Below are 19462 nucleotides of genomic sequence, written 5' to 3' on the forward strand. Positions count from 1 at the left end.
GGACGGGGTTTACATTACAGTATACGGCTGATCAGCCTGTCGATGCGAATCCGGCGCAGTCGACGGATGAGTTTGCGCACTTTTACCGGATAGTCGGCAATGCTCTGCAGATCGCGATAGTGCTTCACGATCGTTGTATGGGTGCGGATCAGCTCCAGCTCTTTCTCCCGCTGCGCCGCCAGTTCTTGCTTCGGATCGTGGATCAGGATCGCGTTTTCCAGATCCAGCCGCCAGGCGCGCGGATTAAGGTTATTGCCGGTCAGCAGCATCCAGTTATCATCAACCCACATGCCTTTGAGATGATAGGAGTTATCCTCATCTTTCCACAGGCGGACGATTAACTGGTCGGTATTCACATAATACTGTAAACGGCTCAGGAAGCGCCGCAGGTTAATCTCGTAGAGATACGGCAGCGCGCCGATGATTTTAAACGGCTCGTTTTCCGGGATGTAAAAGTCGTTCGCCGTTTTATCGCCGACAATGATCTCCACTTTTTTCCCTTCGCGCAGCAGCTGAATAATATTGCGCACCAGAATGGCCGGCAGGTTGAAATAGGGAGTACAAATTGTGAGCTTCTGTTCCGCGCAGGGCATCAAATGGAAGATGGTTTTATTCAGCTGGCTGGATTTTCCCAGACCCACTAACGGCGTCACGGAGAGCTGCTCGTTATCGGCATCGCCCTGGAAATGGTAAGCCGCATCGCGTAACTCCTGACGATACAGGCGAATGTCGTTTTTAATTTCCGGGCTTTTCGGGCGCTGAGTATCATCCAGACGATTCACGCCCCGTCCGTGCATCAGGTTCTGGTTGACCCACTCAAACATAATGTCGGACATTCGGGCATTGCGAATCAGATGGTAGCGGTCATAGCGATATTTATCATGCTGATGCAGATAGACATCGTTCAGGCTGGCGCCGCTGTACAGTACGCTGTCATCAATAATAAAGCCCTTGAAATGCAGGACGCCGAGCGCTTCACGGGTATTAATCGGCACGCCATACACCGGTACGTCCACGCCCGGATTCTCCTGCGCCATCCGGCAATACCAGTCGGCATTAGTGTTGGATGCGGCAGCGCCAATGCGCCCGCGCTGCGCGCGATGCCAGTCGACAAGCACCCGGACATCCAGTTCAGGACGCTGCCGTTTCGCCTCGTAAAGCGCGTCAAGTACGCCTTTGCCGCCGTCATCCTGCTCCAGATACAGGGCAACAATGCAAATGCGTCGCTTCGCGCTGGCTATTTTCTCCAGCAGAGCCTCCCGGAAATCAGCGGGAGCATAAAAGAAATTGACATCAGCAACGGATTGAGAAATTTTCGGTAGTTGGGCAAGGTGTTGTTGATGCTTATTACGCTTAAATTTTGACAACATCACAGTGCATTTCTTCTCTGTTCATTGAAGGGTCCTCTGTGCTATGCAGACGACATAAGCGGGCAATGATAACACCGTCCCCGTTAAAGTGGTCAACATTTCCAGTACCTTACTCACGATTCCTCAGGCGGCGCGAGATTCAGCGTTAGCCCAACGATACCCTCTTCAAGCTGAATATCAACGCTGAAACCGAGCTTACGGGCCAGCGCCACCATGCCGCGATTATTGGGCATCGTAATACCATTCAGGCGTCTTAATCCGTGATCCCGTGTATAGGTAATCAACTTTTCCAGTAACCGACGACCCAGCCCTAACCCTTTGAGATCTGAACGGACCAGCACGGCGAATTCCGCATCAATATTATCCGGATCGGAGATCGCCCGCGTGACGCCAAGAATTTCTTCCGAGTGCTCAGCGCGTCTTACGGCGACAAACGCCATTTCCCGATCGTAGTCGATCTGCGTCATGTTAGCTAAATCTTCGTGGGTAAATTCATTGATCTCACTGAAATAGCGGTAATAAAGATCTTCTTTGGTGACCCGGGAAATGAACTGCTGAAGCTGAGGTTCATCTTCCGGCAGAATAGGCCGGAACAGGCAGCGCTCGCCGTTTTTCATCTCCACCCACTCTTCAAGCTGATGAGGATAAGGGCGTACGGCAAGGCGGCTTTCATTATCGCCTTCGAATGGCGCGATCTCCAGCGTGACGTCCAGCGCGGTAAACTCCCCGGCGGAGGCCAGCAGCGGATGCATATCCAGACGCTGGATCTCCGGGCAATCGACAATCAGATTCGACACCTGCACCAGCAGCTGGCTTAAACCGGCGATATCCAGCGGACGCAGCGCGCTGCGCCCGCGGATCTTCTTACTCTTAATACCCTGAATCACCAGATAACGGGCGAGGTTCATGTTCAGCGGCGGAAGTGCGACGACGGCCTGTTCTTCCGGATGCCATTCCACGCCGCCTTCTCCCAGCATAATCAGCGGGCCGAATACCGGATCGTGCTCGACAACAACCCGTAGCTCCTGCGCGCCCGCGCGGTTCGCCATGCTTTGTACCAGCAGTCCGTGGATACGCGCCTGTGGCCAGGCCATCTTCACGCGATCGAAAATCGCATTCGCAGCCTGCTGAACTTCATTCGCCGTGCGCAGGTAAAGCATCACGCCCTGAACTTCCGACTTGTGCGGAATGTCGGGGGAGCGCAGCTTTAGGGCAACCGGATAGCCAATCTGCTCGGCAATATGTACCGCTTCGGCGCTGTCGCTGGCAATCCACGTAGGAAGCGTATGCAAACCATAGGCCTGCAGGATAGGCTGGACTTCGTGGGTATCCAGCGACGTCGCCCCTTCCGCAATCGCCTGTTGTAACAGGTCATGGGCCTGGGCGGTATTGGCGGTCAAGTTACTGGGCAGAGCCGGTGTCTCCCGCAGCTGCTTCTGGTTACGCCGGTATTCCACCATGTGCATAAATGCGGTGATCGTGCCTTCCGGCGTGCGATAGGTGGGCAGACCGGCTTCGCTGAACAGTCGACGGGCTTCCTGAGAAGAAAATTCTCCGCACCAGTTGGTCAGCAACGAAACAAATTTGCCGCGCGGGTGGCGCTTCACGGTTTCGATCAGCGCCTGGGCGCTTTCGGTGCCGGGCGCGGTGGCGCTGGGCGAGTGAATAACCATCAGCGCGTCGAAATCCTGACTGGCGAGCAGCAGATCCAGCGTTCTGGTGTAATGTTCAATACTGGCGTCGTCGCGTAGATCGAGGGGATTGGCGATTTCAACGTGCGAAGGCAGCACGTCCCGCAACTGCTGGCTGGTTGCTTCGCTCAGCGTTGCCAGTTTGCCGTTGCGCGACCACAGTTCGTCAAGCGCCAGCGCCGCGGGGGCCGCGCCATTGCTGATAATCATCAGTCTGTCGCCGCGTAAAGGGCGCATATGGCTCAGCGTTTCCACCGCCGAAAACAGTTCGTGGGTGTCCTGAACGCGCAGCAGACCGGCGCGCTGAATCGCCGCATCCCATGCCGGATCCATCCCGGAGCTGGTGTGTAATAAACGCTGGGCGGCCGGGCTGCGACCGCTTTTAATGACCAGGATGGGTTTATTGCGCGAGGCGCTGCGGGCGGCGGAGACAAACCGTCGGGCGTCGCTGAGATGTTCCAGATAGAGCAGAATGGCACTGGTTTTGCTGTCGCGGGCGAGATAGTCCAGCAGCTCATCAACATCAATATCCAGGCTATCGCCGAGCGCAATAAAATAAGAGAAGCCCATCTCTCTCTGCTGCGCCCAGTCGAGGATGGTATTGGAAACCGCAGCGGACTGGGAAATAAACGCCAGTTTGCCGCGTTTAATCGGTACCGGGGAAAAGCTGGCGTTCAGCCCCTGCCAGGGGGCGAGAAGCCCCAGGCTGTTGGGACCGAGCAGGCGCATTTTGTAACGCGCGGCGCATGTCATCAGTTCGTGATGTAAAGAGGCGGGCGCGGAAAGAATAATGCAGGTTTTGCAGCCTTTCTCTCCCAGCGCCTCCAGCAGCGCCAGATGACGGCTGGCATTGGTGCAAAGCACGGCGAGATCCGGCGTGAAAGGGAGGCTGGCGACGTCCGGCCAGGCCAGCACGCCTAATACTGCTTTCCAGGCTGGCGTCACCGGCAGCACCGGACCGTTAAAACCGCCCGCCAGCAGATTGCGCATCATCAGGTAACCCGCCCGATTGGGTTTCATCGATGCGCCGATCACGGCTATCGATTTTGGTCGCAGTAGCGCTTCCAGCCCTCGCTGACTCATATCGGTTTCCCTTACACAGAAGTGACCGAATGATTTTAAACGCTTTCTGCTGATTCTGCTGTGACGCTTCCCTGATGTTGCGTTTTTCCTGCCAGATAGCGGGTTTTAAAGCGGGTAAAATGCTTACCAAGCGCGCCCGCTGCTTGCGTATCGCCAGCCAGATCCAGCAGGGCGATAGCCACTTCGGCGGTGCAATATTGCCCCTCGGCATGGACTTCCCGCAGGCGGTAAGTTGACAGGCGCGACAGATCGACGGAAATCACCGGCAGGTGGTCGAGATAGGGGCTTTTGCGGAACATTTTGCGCGCTTCCGGCCAGGTGCCGTCCAGCATAATAAACAGCGGCGGCTTGCCTGTGGGCGGGGAGGAGATCACTTCCCGTTCTTCTCCGGCGTAAGAGGCGGGAAAAACAACCATTGGTTGATACGCCGGGTTTTGCACCAGTTCCAGTAACGCCTGCGGCGGCTCGGTGCGCGACCACTGAAACGCCGTGGTATCCGGTAGCGTATCGGCAATCAGTCGCCCGGTATTGCTGGGCTTCATGGGCTCGGTATCGAACATCACCAGACAGAAACGGCTGTTCGCCCGGGAAGGCGACAGCGTGTCGCACAGGCACAGTTTCAGCGGCAGCAAACAGCGCTGGCAGCGACGAATGCGATTACCTCTGGCGAGAAAAGGGCGCGTGGCGCGCGCAAGACGTTCAGCGCGAAGCCGAAGAACAGCGTTTTCAGTCATGGGAGAGTGCGTGGAAAAAACGCCATTGTCGCAGAGGTGAAAACGGGGCACAAGATGCGCCCCGGAGAGATTACAGCGATTCGTTCAGCCAGCTGTCAAACGGCGCTTTTGGCACGGCGCCATTGAGCATATCGACCACCTGGCCGTTTTTGAAGATCATGATGGTTGGAATACTGCGGATACCGAAGCGAGCGCTTAATTCACGTTCCGCTTCGGTGTTGACCTTCACGAAGCGCACTTTGCCGCTACGTTCTTCCGCAACATCCTCAAAGATGGGGGCGAAGTTACGGCACGGACCGCACCACGGCGCCCAGAAGTCGATGACCACCGGTAAATCGTCTTTCAGCAGTTTATCCAGCGTTTCACCGGTTGCATTGATCACCTCTCCGTCAAACAGGTCGTGACCACAGCGTCCGCATTTTGCCGCATCTTCAACCCGATCGTCGGGAATGCGGTTGATGGCCTGGCAGCTGGAACAAACGGTATTCATAACTAACCTCGGAATGAGTAGGGATAATGTACGGCGGATACGCCAGTTTGTTTCCAATATGTTACATATTATTGATGAGGCCGTTTTAAACAACAATGCGTTTTATTCAATGAGTACAATAGTCACAGGCTTTTAAATGAAATAATGGCTAACTCAGTGTACATCGGGTAATCTGCGCGCTTCGCGCAGCGCTGGTGGAGAAAAGCATGAACGATGAATTGAAAAACAAAAGCGGCAAGGTCAAAGTGATGTATGTCCGCAGTGATGATGATTCTGATAAACGTACCTATAACCCGCGTACCGGGAAAGGGGGAGGACGTCCAGGAAAATCTCGTGCTGACGGTGGCCGTCGCCCCGCCCGCGATGAAAGAACCGCGCAGAGCCGCGAACGCCAGCGCGAAGAGTCGCCGTGGCGCACCGTTTCCCGTGCACCGGGTGACGAAACGCCGGAAAAAGCCGATCACGGCGGGATCAGCGGAAAAAGTTTTATCGACCCTGAAGTGTTGCGCCGTCAGCGTGCGGAAGAGACTCGCGTTTACGGTGAGAATGCCTGTCAGGCGCTGTTCCAGAGTCGCCCGGACGCCATTGTCCGCGCATGGTTTATTCAGAGCGTCACGCCGCGCTTTAAAGAGGCGCTGCGCTGGATGGCCGCAAACCGCAAAGCCTATCATGTGGTTGATGACGCGGAACTGGCGAAAGCCTCCGGCACCGAACACCACGGCGGCGTCTGTTTCCTGATCAAAAAACGTAACGGAACATCGGTGAAGCAGTGGGTCGGGAACGCGCAGGCGCAGGACTGCGTGCTGGCGCTGGAAAACATCGCCAACCCGCACAACCTCGGCGGCATGATGCGCAGCTGCGCCCACTTTGGGGTGAAAGGCGTGGTGGTGCAGGATGCGGCGCTGCTGGAGTCCGGTGCGGCGATTCGTACGGCGGAAGGCGGCGCGGAGCATGTGCAGCCGATCACCGGCGACAGCATTGTTAACGTTCTCGATGATTTCCGTCAGGCGGGCTATACCGTCGTGACCACGTCCGGCGATCGCGGCAAACCGCTGTTTGCCACCGCGTTGCCAGAGAAAATGGTGCTGGTGTTAGGTCAGGAAGCTGACGGTCTGCCGGATGCGGCGCGCGATCCAGACGATCTGTGCGTTAAGATTGACGGCACCGGCAACGTCGAAAGCCTCAACGTCTCGGTTGTCACCGGCATCCTGCTGGCGGAATGGTGGCGCCAGAACAAAGCGTAATGGCGAAATACCCGACGACAGGCCGTTGTTGGGGTAGAATATCGCAGGCGGACACGACGCTTTCGCGTCGTCATCCGCCTGTACGCGAACTGACAGACTTACTCACTCTCAGCCGGTAACACCGGCGTCCAGTCGACTGGCTTCTCGCCATGCTGTTGCAGCCACTCATTCGTCAGAGCAAAATGGTTGCAGCCAAAGAATCCCCGGTGCGCCGACAGCGGCGAGGGATGAGGCGCTTTCAGCACGTGATGGCGCTGTTTGTCGATAATCGCTCCTTTTTTCTGCGCATGCGATCCCCAGAGCAGAAAAACGACGCCCTCACGGTGCTGATTAATCAGGCTAATCACTTTATCGGTAAATGTTTCCCATCCGAGGCTGGCGTGAGAGTGCGCCTGACCGGCACGCACGGTTAACACCGTATTGAGCAGCAGTACGCCCTGACGCGCCCAGCTTTCGAGATAGCCGTGATCGGGACGGGTAAAACCGGGAACCGATCCTTCCAGTTCTTTATACATATTGACCAGCGATGGCGGCGGCGCGATGCCAGGACGCACGGAGAAGGCCAGCCCGTGCGCCTGACCGGGGCCGTGATAGGGATCCTGTCCAAGGATCACGACTTTGACATCGCCCAGTTCGGTAAAGCGAAACGCGTTAAACACATCTTTTTGCGGCGGATAAATCGTTATTCCGGACTGACGCTCTGTGGCAACGGTTTTCAGCGTATTCACGAAATAGGGCTGCTGCTTCTCTTCAGCCAGCACATCGTGCCAGGTTAATGTTGTGGTCATCACGCTCTCCTGCGAGGTTTTAATTAACATAGCTTAACTGCTTCTTTCCATTGCGCAAAATGCTCATCCCTCTGAGCGTGAGCGCTGTAGCGAAGAAAGTTGAAAATTTATGTAAAAAGTTTAGCGCTGCAATGGGCGTAAGTTGATGTAAAGCAATAAATTCGCCATGTCACCCTTCTTGCTGTGTGGTTTTTGTTGATTTAAATCAAAGAATCAAGGGTGTCAGGGGGGTATATATACACTCAAGCAACAATGGTTTTACCAATTGGCCGCGCGTCGGCCAACCCTAATCAAATAATTTGCCGGGGAGGCATCACATGATTACAGGTATCCAGATTACTAAAGCCGCTAACGACGACCTGCTGAATTCCTTCTGGCTGCTGGACAGCGAAAAAGGCGAAGCACGCTGCATCGTTGCAAAAGCAGGTTTTGCCGAAGACGAAGTGGTTGCCGTTAACAAACTGGGTGACATCGAGTATCGCGAAGTTCCGATGGAAGTGAAGCCGGAAGTTCGTGTGGAAGGCGGTCAGCATCTGAACGTTAACGTTCTGCGTCGTGAAACGCTGGAAGATGCGGTTAAGCATCCGGAAAAATACCCGCAGCTGACCATCCGTGTTTCTGGTTATGCCGTGCGTTTCAACTCTCTGACGCCGGAACAGCAGCGCGACGTTATCGCCCGTACCTTTACTGAAAGCCTGTAATAATTTAGCGCAGGCCCCTTCGACAACCCCGGTAGCAGAAGACGCTGCCGGGGTTTTTTATTGCCAATAAAAAAGCCGACAACGATGTCGGCTTTAATTGCTGAAGAAACGACTGCTTTATTCTTCACCTGACTGCGGCGATACGCTCGTACCGCTCGGCTTACGGCGCTTACCAATGTTTTTGGTATCGCGGTGACGTTTCTTCACGCGCGGCGCGTCTTTTTGTTTCTCTTTTTTCTTCTCTGCGCGTTTAGCGAGCACTTTCTTCGACGGCTTACCGGTCATCTTCTCGCTGGGGGCGCGCGTGGTCGGGCGAAGTTCATCAATCACGCGCGCTTTCAGCGGTTCCTCGATGTAACGCCCAATTTTTAACATCAGCAGATGATCGTGCGCTTCGACCAGCGAGATGGCGGTGCCTTTACGCCCGGCGCGGCCGGTACGGCCAATTCGGTGCAGATAGGTATCCCCGCTGCGCGGCATATCGAAGTTAATCACGTGACTGACGTCCGGGATGTCGATCCCGCGGGCGGCAACGTCGGTCGCGACCAGTACGTTCACGCGACCGTCGGTCAGGCGCTTAATGCCTTCGTTACGCTTGATCTGCGCCATCTCCCCCTCAAGATAGCAGTTGCTGATCCCCGCCAGACGCAGTTGTTCGGCGAGTTCATGCACGCGCTCGCGCTTGCGAACAAACACGATGGTACGGGTGGCGTCATCCTGCTTCAGTAAGTGCTTCAGCAGCTCGAACTTATGTTCGTAGTTATCCGCACGGTAATACCACTGGTGGATCTTCTTGCGTTCCCGCGTAGAGGGGCTGGCGGAAACCTCTACCGGGTCTTCCAGCAGGCGCTCGGCGAAGTCTTTAATCGCCTCGCCTTCCAGCGTTGCGGAGAACAGCATGGTCTGTTTACGCCAGCGGGTTTCACCGGCAATGTGTTCAATATCCTGAGCGAAGCCCATATCGAGCATCCGGTCGGCTTCATCGAGGATCAGCGTTTCAACCGCGCGACAGTCAAAGTTCTCTTCTTTTATGTACTGCAACAGGCGCCCGGTGGTGGCGACTACAATATCCTGGTTTTCGCTGAACACTTCCGCGTGGTTCATGTACGCAACGCCGCCAGTGATGGTCGCGATATCCAGATGGGTATGCTTCGCCAGTTCGCGGGCATGATCGGCCACCTGCATCGCCAGCTCACGGGTCGGCGTGAGGATCAAAATACGCGGCGGCCCGGATTTTTTACGTGGGAAGTCGAGCAGGTGCTGCAACGCCGGCAGCAGATATGCCGCCGTTTTACCGGTGCCTGTCGGCGCAGAACCGAGCACATCACGGCCGTCGAGGGCAGGCGGAATGGCGGCAGCCTGAATGGCGGTCGGGCGAGTGAAGCCTTTATCCTGGAGGGCGTCCAGTAGGCTTTCATCGAGTTCAAGTTCGGAAAAAGTCGTTACAGTCATGTTCTACCTCTGTGTGGGGCGCTGATTATAGACGTTACGGCTGTAATCTTCATCTGTTTGTATGGATATCGCTTCTCAGGTATTGTTTTCATCCGGCGCTGTTGCCGTTTTTCGTGCAAGGTTTTTATTCATGCCCCAGTCTACATCCGTTCTGCGTCGTAATGGATTTACGTTTAAACAGTTTTTTGTCGCGCACGATCGCTGTGCAATGAAAGTCGGAACGGACGGCATTCTGTTAGGCGCATGGGCGCCGGTGGCCGGGGTAAAGCGGATCCTTGATATCGGTACGGGCAGCGGCCTGCTGGCGCTGATGCTGGCCCAGCGTACCGATAAAAGCGTCATCATTGATGCCGTTGAGCTGGACGATGAAGCAGCCGCCCAGGCGCAGGAGAATGTTGCCGGATCGCCGTGGGCGGATCGGGTATCGGTATATACCGGAGCTATACAGCACTGGGCCGCGCGGCAAACCGGCAAATTTGATCTGATCATCAGCAACCCGCCTTATTATGCGCAGGGCGTTGAATGCGCCACGCCGCAGAGGGAGCAGGCGCGTTACACAACCTCGCTGGATCATCCCACGCTGCTGGCGACCGCGGCGGAACTGATTACTGAGGAAGGGTTTCTCTGCGTGGTGTTGCCGGAGCAATCCGGCGGCGCCTTTACACAGCAGGCGAGCGAAATGGGCTGGCATTTGCGCTTGCGCACGGACGTTGCGGAAACCGAAGCGCGTTTGCCGCATCGGGTACTGTTAGCCTTCTCGCCAAAAAAGGGAGAATGCTTCTCTGACAGGGTGGTGATTCGTGGGCCAGACCAGCGTTACTCGGAAAGTTACACGGCGCTGACCCAGGCGTTCTACCTGTTTATGTGAACGCTTAGCGGCGAGAGAATCGACGGACCTGATTCGGCCAGCAGCTCCGGATAATCCAGCGTATAGTGCAGACCGCGACTCTCTTTGCGCATCATTGCGCAGCGCACAATCAGCTCGGCGACCTGCACCAGGTTACGCAGCTCCAGTAAATTGTTCGACACGCGGAAATTGGCGTAGTACTCATCGATCTCCTGCTGCAGCATGGTAATGCGCCGCAGAGCGCGCTCAAGGCGCTTCGTGGTGCGCACAATGCCGACGTAGTCCCACATAAACAGACGCAGCTCGTGCCAGTTATGCTGGATAACCACCAGTTCGTCGGGATTTTCCACGCGGCTTTCATCCCAGGCCGGAAGCGCGCCGATGCGACGGGCGTAGGGCATCCGCCGGTCGATATCTTCCGCCGCTGACCAGCCGTATACCAGGCATTCCAGCAGCGAGTTGGACGCCATCCGGTTCGCGCCGTGCAGGCCGGTATAGCTTACTTCGCCAATGGCATACAGGCCGTCAACGTCGGTACGACCAAAGTCGTCCACCATCACGCCGCCGCAGGTATAGTGCGCGGCAGGGACCACGGGCACCGGCTCTTTCGTCAGGTCGATCCCAAGGCCGAGCAGCTTTTCATAGATCATCGGGAAATGCTGGCGGACAAACGCTTCCGGCTTATGGCTGATGTCGAGGAACATGCAGTCTGCCCCCAGGCGCTTCATCTCATGGTCAATGGCGCGGGCGACAATATCCCGCGGCGCCAGCTCGCCGCGTTCGTCGAAGTCCGGCATAAAACGCGTGCCGTCCGGGCGTTTCAGATGCGCGCCTTCGCCACGCAGCGCTTCGGTGAGCAGAAAATTACGCGCCTGCGGGTGGTACAGCGCGGTAGGGTGGAACTGATTAAACTCGAGGTTCGCGACGCGGCATCCGGCGCGCCAGGCCATGGCGATACCGTCGCCGGAAGAGATATCCGGGTTGGTGGTGTACTGGTACACCTTCGACGCGCCGCCGGTCGCCAGCACAACCGCCTTTGCCTGACAGGTTTCCACCGTCTCTTTATTACGGTTCCAGATCCAGGCGCCAACCACCCGGCGCGTACCCGGCAGGCCAATTTTATCCGAGATAATTAAATCGACGGCGTTGCTGCGCTCCAGCACCCGAATATTCGGGTGATTTTGCGCCCGGCTGACCAGCGTGGTTTCCACCTCTTTGCCGGTGGCGTCTGCGGCGTGAAGAATACGGCGGTGGCTGTGGCCGCCTTCGCGCGTCAGATGATAGCCCGCTTCCCCGTTAGGCTGGACGTGCGTATCGAACAGAACGCCCTGATCGATCAGCCACTGCACGCAGCTGCGGGCGTTGCTGGCGACAAACTCCACCGCGTGACGATCGCAAATGCCGGCGCCGGCGATAAGCGTATCTTCCACATGCGAAGCGATGCTGTCGGTTTCATCAAAAACGGCGGCAATGCCGCCCTGGGCATAGAAAGTGGAGCCTTCGCTGACCGGGCCTTTACTCAGGACAATGACCTGGTGTTTTTCGGCAAGACGCAGCGCCAGAGAGAGTCCGGCAGCCCCGCTGCCAATGATTAACACGTCACAAGAAAGTTCAGGGGTGGTTTTCATGATCTTTGTTTAATTTACTAAACACTGTTTGCGCAGCATAGCACCATCTTGCGTGTTTCAGCACGATTTATTTTCACCGCTGTTGAGGTGGCTAAACAATCGCGCGCGGCGCAACGAAAAGTTCACTTACGGATATATTTTGCGTGACGGGATGTAAGCTTCAGATTAGAGGGTGAAATAAAGCGGCCTTTGGGGTACTCTGCAACCGGTTTATGCGCATTTCTGTAGAGATAATGCGTTGTTAAGTCCTTGTAGACTTATAATGAGAGAGAATGACCGTCTACAACATGACACACAAAAAACAGATGCGTAACGGAACTTTACAAAAACAAGACACTCTAACCTGTTGCTTGCTCACAGTGCAGCTAATGGAGTGGCGTTTCGCGAACGCGTGGAAATTTGGCTTGGGGAGACCTTACCTCGGATGAGCGAGCAGTTAACGGACCAGGTCCTGGTTGAACGGGTCCAGAAGGGAGATCAGAAAGCCTTTAATTTACTGGTGGTGCGCTACCAGCATAAGGTGGCGAGTCTGGTTTCCCGCTATGTGCCGTCAGGTGACGTGCCTGATGTGGCGCAAGAGTCATTTATTAAAGCCTATCGCGCGCTGGACTCGTTCCGGGGAGATAGCGCTTTTTATACCTGGTTGTATCGTATTGCGGTCAATACTGCGAAGAATTACCTGGTCGCTCAGGGACGTCGTCCGCCATCCAGCGATGTGGATGCCAATGAAGCGGAAAACTTCGAAAGTGGCGGCGCGCTGAAAGAAATTTCGAACCCTGAGAACTTAATGTTGTCAGAAGAGCTGAGACAGATAGTTTTCCGTACTATCGAGTCCCTCCCGGAAGATTTACGTATGGCCATTACCTTACGGGAGCTGGATGGTTTGAGCTATGAAGAGATAGCCGCCATTATGGATTGTCCGGTGGGTACAGTGCGTTCGCGCATCTTCCGGGCGCGGGAAGCTATTGATAATAAAGTTCAACCGCTTATCAGGCGTTGACGATAGCGGGATACTGGAAAAGGTATTAGGCATGCAGAAAGAACAACTTTCCGCTTTAATGGATGGTGAAACGCTGGATAGTGAACTGCTCAAAGAGCTGGCTCACCACCCGGAAATGCAAAAAACCTGGGAAGGCTACCACCTGATCCGCGATTCAATGCGGGGTGACACGCCTGACGTGCTTCATTTCGACATTTCCGCCCGCGTTATGGCCGCCATTGCAGATGAGCCGGTACGCCAGACGGCACCATTGATTCCAGAGGCCCAGCCCGCGCCGCACCAGTGGCAGAAAATGCCGTTCTGGAAAAAAGTGCGTCCGTGGGCGGCGCAGCTTACCCAAATGGGCGTCGCGGCGTGCGTATCGCTTGCAGTTATCGTTGGTGTCCAGCACTATAATGGGCAATCTGAAACGTCCCAGCAGCCTGAAACGCCGGTATTCAACACTCTGCCGATGATGGGCAAAGCCAGCCCGGTTAGCCTGGGAGTACCTTCTGACGCCACCGCTAACAGCGGGCAACAGCAGCAGGTACAGGAGCAGCGTCGTCGCATCAATGCCATGTTGCAGGATTACGAACTGCAACGCCGACTGCACTCCGAACAGCTTCAGTTTGAGCAGGCGCAAACACAGCAAGCCGCTGTGCAGGTGCCAGGAATTCAAACTCTAGGAACGCAATCGCAGTAATGAAGCAACTTTGGTTTGCCATGTCACTTGTGGCAGGTAGCCTGTTCTTCTCTGTTAACGCCTCGGCCAATGCTGCGTCCGGGGCGTTATTGCAGCAGATGAATGTGGCCAGCCAGTCACTCAATTACGAGCTGTCATTCGTCAGCATCACCAAACAGGGCGTTGAATCTTTACGCTATCGCCACGCACGCCTCGACAATCGCCCGCTTGCGCAGCTGCTGCAAATGGATGGGCCGCGTCGCGAAGTGGTCCAGCGTGGTAACGAAATCAGCTATTTCGAACCCGGACTCGAACCGTTCACCCTGAACGGCGACTACATTGTCGACTCCCTGCCATCGCTGATCTATACCGACTTCAAGCGTCTTGCCCCCTGGTATGATTTTATCTCCGTGGGCCGCACCCGTATTGCCGATCGCCTGTGCGAAGTGATTCGCGTCGTGGCGCGTGACGGTACGCGTTACAGCTATATCGTCTGGATGGATACCGAAACCAAACTGCCGATGCGCGTCGATCTCCTCGATCGCGATGGCGAAACGTTAGAGCAATTTCGGGTGATCGCCTTTACCGTCAATCCGAACGTCGGCAACAGCATGCAGATGCTGGCAAAGGCCAATCTGCCGCCGCTGCTTTCTGTTCCTGCCGGTGAAAAGACGAAGTTCAACTGGACGCCAACCTGGCTGCCGAAAGGCTTTAGCGAGGTTTCCAGCGGCCGCAGACCGCTGCCGACGATGGATAATATGCCGATTGAGTCGCGCCTCTACTCTGACGGTCTGTTCAGTTTCTCCGTTAATGTGAACCGGGCTACGGCGGCCAGCGCCGATCAGATGCTGCGCACCGGACGTCGAACCGTCAGCACCAGCGTGCGCGATAACGCAGAAATTACCATCGTGGGCGAACTGCCGCCGCAAACGGCGAAGCGTATTGCCGACACCATTAAATTTGGAAGCGTGCAATGATTAAAGAGTGGGCTACCGTCGTGTCGTGGCAACAGGGCGAGGCGCTGGTCAGTTGCGATGTAAAAGCGTCGTGCAGCAGCTGCGCTTCACGCGTCGGCTGCGGCAGCCGCGTGCTCAACAAGCTGGGGCCGCAGACCACTCATACGCTCGTTGTGCCCTCTGCGGAGCCGCTGTTTCCCGGACAAAAGGTCGAACTGGGCATTGCGGAAGGCAGCCTGCTGGGCTCTGCGATGCTCGTCTATCTTTCGCCGCTGGCAGGGTTATTTTTGATCGCCTCGCTGTTTCAGGTTCTGTTTGGCAGCGATCTCGCTGCCCTGAGCGGCGCGGTGCTGGGCGGCGTCGGCGGGTTTCTGATTGCCCGCGCTTTTTCCCGCAAGCTTGCCGGGCGCGAGTCATGGCAGCCGGTCATCCTTAGCGTCGCGCTCCCGCCCGATCTTGTCCGCGTCGATGCCACTTCATCCGATGTCTCCCGCTAAGACGCTCCCTAAGCCTTTCCGCATAAAAATATTTTGTTAAAAAAATGATAACTAACTTCGCATTCTGGTATAAAAATGCGACAGTCTGGCTTAATCATTGCCATAACGATTTTTATAAGGGGTCTGAAATGTTTAAGGGACTGAGCGCATTCCCTCTTACGCCTCTCTCGGGCGGAGAAATTGAAGAGAAATCCTTTACTTCATTGATTGAGAACCTGGTGGACGCAGGCGTGGATTCGATAGGTGCGTTGGGGTCCACGGGAAGTTATGCTTACCTGACACGAAAGCAACGATACTTAGCGACTAAGCTCGCGGTAAGCGCCGCTGCTGATATTCCGGTGATAACCAGCATCGGGCACGTCCGGGCCGAAGAAGTACTGCTGCTGGCAGAAGATGCGCAAAAAGCAGGAGTCAGCGGTGTCTTACTTGCCCCGGTCTCCTATCAGAAACTCAGTGCTGATGAAGTTTTTAATTTTTATCAGCGGATTACGTCTGAACTCTCCGTCCCGCTGTGTATTTATGATAATGCGGCGACAACCGGCTTCGAATTTACCGATGAGTTACTGGTTTCTCTTTCATCTCTGCCCAGGGTTGGTTCCATAAAATTAGGTGATTTCCCTGCGGACTGTAATGCGGCATCGCGCAGAGTTGAGAATCTTAAAAAACGCGTATCTGAAGGCGTCACGATTGGGATCAGTGGCGATACGCAGTCTGCTGCGGGCATGATGGCAGGCTGTAGCGTCTGGTATTCCGTACTGGGAGGCGTGTTCCCTCGCTATTCAAAGCGTCTGGCTCAGGCTGCATTAAGCGGAGATATCAACGAAACGCATCATCTCAATGAGGCCCTTGAACCTCTGTGGACGTTTTACCGTCATTATGGAAGTCTGCGGGTCATTGCCTCTGTTGCAGAAATCCTCGGCGTTGTGCCTTCTCCCTGCCTGCCATTCCCGCTTCAGTCGCTGACTGGCGAGAAAAGAGCGTCTCTGGAGAATATCCTTAATCATCTGAATTTTTTGAACTGATATTTCAGCGCCATAGCAATAACCAAATACGACGTCATGAAAAACATGAAGCGTACTGATGTCTCTGTTCAAACCGTTCGCCCGCACCCGTCGCCATTTCCGCATCGGGAAAGATTCGGGCAACATCGTATGCTGACGATTTCGGCGCTACAGTGTAATATGCACGCCAGTCGTTGATGGGGTAGTTATTGTGGAATGTCCACCGCTGTGTCCATCAAGAACAACTTATCAGCATAGCGAGTTAAAAAGTTCATATATATGAAGAACATAAGAAATTTCTCCATTATTGCTCACATCGACCACGGTAAATCGACGCTGTCTGACCGTATTATCCAGATCTGCGGTGGCCTGTCTGACCGGGAAATGGAAGCGCAGGTTCTCGACTCGATGGATCTGGAGCGTGAGCGCGGTATTACCATTAAAGCGCAGAGCGTAACGCTCGACTACAAAGCCTCTGATGGTGAAACATACCAGCTTAACTTTATCGACACGCCGGGCCACGTCGACTTCTCCTATGAGGTTTCCCGTTCGCTCGCCGCCTGTGAAGGCGCGCTGCTGGTAGTGGATGCCGGGCAGGGCGTGGAAGCGCAGACCCTGGCGAACTGCTACACCGCGATGGAAATGGATCTCGAGGTGGTGCCGGTTCTCAACAAAATTGACCTGCCAGCCGCCGATCCTGAGCGCGTGGCCGAAGAAATTGAAGACATTGTCGGCATTGACGCCACCGACGCCGTGCGTTGCTCGGCGAAAACGGGCGTCGGCGTTACCGACGTGCTGGAGCGTCTGGTGCGCGATATTCCGCCGCCGGAAGGCGATCCGGAAGGCCCGCTGCAGGCGCTGATTATCGACTCCTGGTTTGATAACTATCTCGGCGTCGTGTCGCTGGTGCGTATTAAAAACGGCACCATGCGTAAAGGCGACAAAGTGAAGGTAATGAGTACCGGCCAGACCTATAACGCCGATCGTCTGGGCATCTTCACGCCGAAGCAGGTTGACCGTAGCGAGCTGAAATGCGGCGAGGTCGGCTGGCTGGTTTGCGCCATCAAAGACATCCACGGCGCGCCGGTGGGCGATACCTTAACGCTGGCCCGTAACCCGGCGGAAAAAGCGCTGCCGGGCTTTAAAAAGGTGAAACCGCAGGTTTACGCCGGTCTGTTCCCGGTCAGCTCCGACGACTATGAAGGCTTTCGTGACGCGCTTGGCAAACTGAGCCTGAACGACGCCTCCCTGTTTTATGAGCCGGAAAGTTCATCCGCGCTGGGCTTTGGTTTCCGCTGTGGCTTCCTGGGGCTGCTGCACATGGAGATCATTCAGGAGCGTCTGGAGCGCGAATACGACCTGGATCTGATCACCACCGCGCCGACCGTGGTTTACGAAGTGGAAACCACGGCTAAAGAGGTGATTTACGTCGACAGTCCGTCCAAGCTGCCGCCGCTGAATAACATCTATGAACTGCGCGAGCCGATCGCCGAGTGCCATATGCTGCTGCCGCAGGCTTATCTGGGCAACGTCATCACCCTGTGCGTAGAGAAGCGCGGCGTGCAGACCAACATGGTCTACCACGGTAACCAGGTGGCGCTGACCTATGAAATCCCGATGGCGGAAGTAGTGCTTGACTTCTTCGACCGTCTGAAATCCACCTCGCGCGGCTATGCGTCGCTGGATTACAACTTTAAACGTTTCCAGGCTTCCGACATGGTGCGTGTTGATGTATTGATCAACAACGAACGCGTCGACGCGCTGGCGCTGATCACTCACCGCGGCAACTCTCAGAGTCGTGGTCGTGAGCTGGTGGAGAAGATGAAGGAGCTGATCCCGCGCCAGCAGTTCGACATCGCGATTCAGGCAGCCATCGGCACGCACATTATTGCGCGCTCCACCGTGAAGCAACTGCGTAAAAACGTGCTGGCGAAGTGCTATGGTGGCGATATCAGCCGTAAGAAAAAGCTGCTGCAGAAGCAGAAAGAAGGTAAGAAGCGTATGAAGCAGATCGGTAACGTCGAGCTGCCTCAGGAAGCGTTCCTCGCCATTCTGCATGTCGGTAAAGACAGCAAATAATCCTTAAGGAGTTGGCATGGCGAATATGTTTGCCCTGGTTCTGGTGATTGCCACACTGGTAACGGGCGTTTTATGGTGCGTCGATAAATTCTTTTTCGCGCCCAAACGTCGGGAACGTCAGGCGGCGGCGCAGGCTGCGACCGGCGATTCGCTGGATAACGCCACGCTGAAAAAAGTGGCGCCGAAAGCGGGCTGGCTGGAAACCGGCGCGTCGGTATTTCCGGTGCTGGCGATTGTGCTGGTGGTGCGTTCGTTCATTTACGAGCCTTTCCAGATCCCGTCAGGTTCGATGATGCCGACGCTGTTAATCGGCGATTTTATCCTGGTGGAGAAATTCGCCTACGGGATTAAAGATCCGATCTACCAGAAAACCCTGATTGAAACCGGACACCCGAAACGCGGCGATATTGTGGTCTTTAAATATCCGGACGAGCCGAAGCTGGACTACATCAAGCGGGCCGTTGGACTGCCGGGCGATAAAGTGACTTACGATCCGATCGCCAAAGAGGTCACCATTCAGCCGGGATGCCGCTCTGGTCAGGCGTGCGGCAACGCGCTGCCGGTCACCTATAGCGACGTTGAGCCGAGCGATTTCGTGCAGACCTTCAAGCGGCGTAACGGCGGCGAGGCCAGCAGCGGCTTTTTCGAGGTGCCGCAGAACGAAACCAAAGAGAACGGCATTCGTCTTGCCGAGCGTAAAGAGACGCTTGGCGAGGTAACGCACCGCATTCTGACCGTGCCGATTGCCCAGGATCAGGTGGGGATGTATTACCGTCAGCCGGGGCAACAGCTGGCAACGTGGATCGTCCCGCCGGGACACTACTTCATGATGGGCGACAACCGCGATAACAGCGCCGACAGCCGTTACTGGGGATTCGTACCGGAAGCGAACCTGGTAGGTAAAGCGACCGCTATCTGGATGAGCTTCGATAAGCAGGAAGGTGAATGGCCGACCGGCGTTCGCCTGAGCCGCATTGGCGGTATCCATTAACCGTCGTTAATCGTTCACGTTGTCGTCCTGGCGGCGGCAACGTGAATTATTTATTCGATAATTCCGTCCAGGCTAACGACATCCCCTGTCGTTGTGTATAGAATATTCCCCCGAAGTTTAAGGCTGGCGGCTGTTGGTCGCCACGGCACACGAAACAGCGTTGGTTCCCCTATGTAAACGTATTGCAGCCGGTGTAACACGGCTGGCGGAATACGCTGTATATCAGGTCTGTTTCGTGTGCTGAATTGT

General features: G+C 55.6%; 17 protein-coding genes and 1 pseudogene. 11 read left to right on the forward strand and 7 right to left on the reverse strand.

Annotation, left to right across the window (positions count from 1 at the left end):
* Nucleotides 1-14: 14 nt before the first annotated feature.
* From pssA to trxC, 4 genes are all read right to left on the reverse strand, one after another.
* Entirely contained in the window at nucleotides 15-1370 is a 1356-nt protein-coding gene (gene pssA / locus K7R23_RS13830) for a CDP-diacylglycerol--serine O-phosphatidyltransferase (RefSeq protein WP_012906707.1), read from the reverse strand.
* 113 nt (nucleotides 1371-1483) lie between these two features.
* Nucleotides 1484-4144: a bifunctional acetate--CoA ligase family protein/GNAT family N-acetyltransferase gene (locus tag K7R23_RS13840; protein ID WP_012906706.1), complete on the reverse strand. Its 2661-nt coding sequence runs from the start codon at nucleotides 4142-4144 to the stop codon at nucleotides 1484-1486.
* Nucleotides 4145-4179: 35 nt separating this feature from the next.
* Complete coding sequence (gene tapT, locus K7R23_RS13845) at nucleotides 4180-4878, reverse strand: tRNA-uridine aminocarboxypropyltransferase (RefSeq protein ID WP_012906705.1); 699 nt, start codon at nucleotides 4876-4878, stop codon at nucleotides 4180-4182.
* Nucleotides 4879-4948: 70 nt separating this feature from the next.
* Nucleotides 4949-5368: a thioredoxin TrxC gene (gene trxC, locus K7R23_RS13850; protein ID WP_024132776.1), complete on the reverse strand. Its 420-nt coding sequence runs from the start codon at nucleotides 5366-5368 to the stop codon at nucleotides 4949-4951.
* A gap of 206 nt (nucleotides 5369-5574) precedes the next feature.
* Between trxC and K7R23_RS13855 the strand changes: the two genes are divergently transcribed.
* Complete coding sequence (locus tag K7R23_RS13855) at nucleotides 5575-6612, forward strand: tRNA/rRNA methyltransferase (protein ID WP_012906703.1); 1038 nt, start codon at nucleotides 5575-5577, stop codon at nucleotides 6610-6612.
* 98 nt (nucleotides 6613-6710) lie between these two features.
* Here K7R23_RS13855 and ung read toward each other — a convergent pair whose 3' ends face one another.
* On the reverse strand, nucleotides 6711-7400 hold the full coding sequence (gene ung, locus K7R23_RS13860) for a uracil-DNA glycosylase (protein ID WP_012906702.1): 690 nt from the start codon (nucleotides 7398-7400) through the stop codon (nucleotides 6711-6713).
* Between the two features lie 317 nt (nucleotides 7401-7717).
* Between ung and grcA the strand changes: the two genes are divergently transcribed.
* Nucleotides 7718-8101 (forward strand): autonomous glycyl radical cofactor GrcA, encoded by a 384-nt coding sequence (gene grcA / locus K7R23_RS13865; RefSeq protein WP_012906701.1) that lies wholly within the window; start codon nucleotides 7718-7720, stop codon nucleotides 8099-8101.
* A 117-nt stretch (nucleotides 8102-8218) separates the two neighbouring features.
* Here grcA and srmB read toward each other — a convergent pair whose 3' ends face one another.
* The gene (srmB, locus tag K7R23_RS13870; RefSeq protein WP_012906700.1) at nucleotides 8219-9553 is read right to left on the reverse strand and encodes an ATP-dependent RNA helicase SrmB; all 1335 of its coding nucleotides are present in this window, start codon (nucleotides 9551-9553) and stop codon (nucleotides 8219-8221) included.
* A 130-nt stretch (nucleotides 9554-9683) separates the two neighbouring features.
* On the opposite strand from srmB, the gene trmN reads away from it, so the two are divergent.
* On the forward strand, nucleotides 9684-10421 hold the full coding sequence (gene trmN / locus K7R23_RS13875) for a tRNA(1)(Val) (adenine(37)-N(6))-methyltransferase TrmN (RefSeq protein WP_012906699.1): 738 nt from the start codon (nucleotides 9684-9686) through the stop codon (nucleotides 10419-10421).
* Here the strand turns inward: trmN and nadB are convergent.
* A complete protein-coding gene (gene nadB, locus K7R23_RS13880; RefSeq protein ID WP_012906698.1) occupies nucleotides 10406-12028 on the reverse strand; it encodes an L-aspartate oxidase in 1623 nt (540 codons plus the stop codon). The genes trmN and nadB overlap by 16 nt on opposite strands.
* A 262-nt stretch (nucleotides 12029-12290) precedes the next feature.
* Here nadB and rseD point away from each other — a divergent pair.
* From rseD to lepB, 8 genes and pseudogenes are all read left to right on the forward strand, one after another.
* Nucleotides 12291-12456: pseudogene (gene rseD / locus K7R23_RS13885) on the forward strand (rpoE leader peptide RseD).
* On the forward strand, nucleotides 12453-13028 hold the full coding sequence (rpoE, locus tag K7R23_RS13890; protein ID WP_012906697.1) for an RNA polymerase sigma factor RpoE: 576 nt from the start codon (nucleotides 12453-12455) through the stop codon (nucleotides 13026-13028). The pseudogene rseD and the gene rpoE overlap by 4 nt, the downstream one beginning before the upstream one ends.
* Before the next feature lie 31 nt (nucleotides 13029-13059).
* Entirely contained in the window at nucleotides 13060-13710 is a 651-nt protein-coding gene (rseA, locus tag K7R23_RS13895) for an anti-sigma-E factor RseA (RefSeq protein ID WP_012906696.1), read from the forward strand.
* Complete coding sequence (gene rseB, locus K7R23_RS13900) at nucleotides 13710-14666, forward strand: sigma-E factor regulatory protein RseB (protein ID WP_012906695.1); 957 nt, start codon at nucleotides 13710-13712, stop codon at nucleotides 14664-14666. The genes rseA and rseB overlap by 1 nt, the downstream gene beginning before the upstream one ends.
* Nucleotides 14663-15142, forward strand: a complete 480-nt coding sequence (rseC, locus tag K7R23_RS13905) for a SoxR-reducing system protein RseC (protein WP_024132775.1) — start codon at nucleotides 14663-14665, stop codon at nucleotides 15140-15142. The genes rseB and rseC overlap by 4 nt, the downstream gene beginning before the upstream one ends.
* Nucleotides 15143-15270: 128 nt before the next feature.
* Complete coding sequence (locus K7R23_RS13910) at nucleotides 15271-16164, forward strand: dihydrodipicolinate synthase family protein (protein WP_012906693.1); 894 nt, start codon at nucleotides 15271-15273, stop codon at nucleotides 16162-16164.
* A gap of 258 nt (nucleotides 16165-16422) precedes the next feature.
* On the forward strand, nucleotides 16423-18222 hold the full coding sequence (gene lepA / locus K7R23_RS13915) for a translation elongation factor 4 (RefSeq protein ID WP_012906692.1): 1800 nt from the start codon (nucleotides 16423-16425) through the stop codon (nucleotides 18220-18222).
* Between the two features lie 16 nt (nucleotides 18223-18238).
* On the forward strand, nucleotides 18239-19213 hold the full coding sequence (gene lepB / locus K7R23_RS13920; RefSeq protein ID WP_012906691.1) for a signal peptidase I: 975 nt from the start codon (nucleotides 18239-18241) through the stop codon (nucleotides 19211-19213).
* The last annotated feature ends 249 nt before the right edge of the window (nucleotides 19214-19462 follow it).

Source organism: Citrobacter rodentium NBRC 105723 = DSM 16636 (assembly GCF_021278985.1).
GTDB lineage: Bacteria > Pseudomonadota > Gammaproteobacteria > Enterobacterales > Enterobacteriaceae > Citrobacter_A > Citrobacter_A rodentium.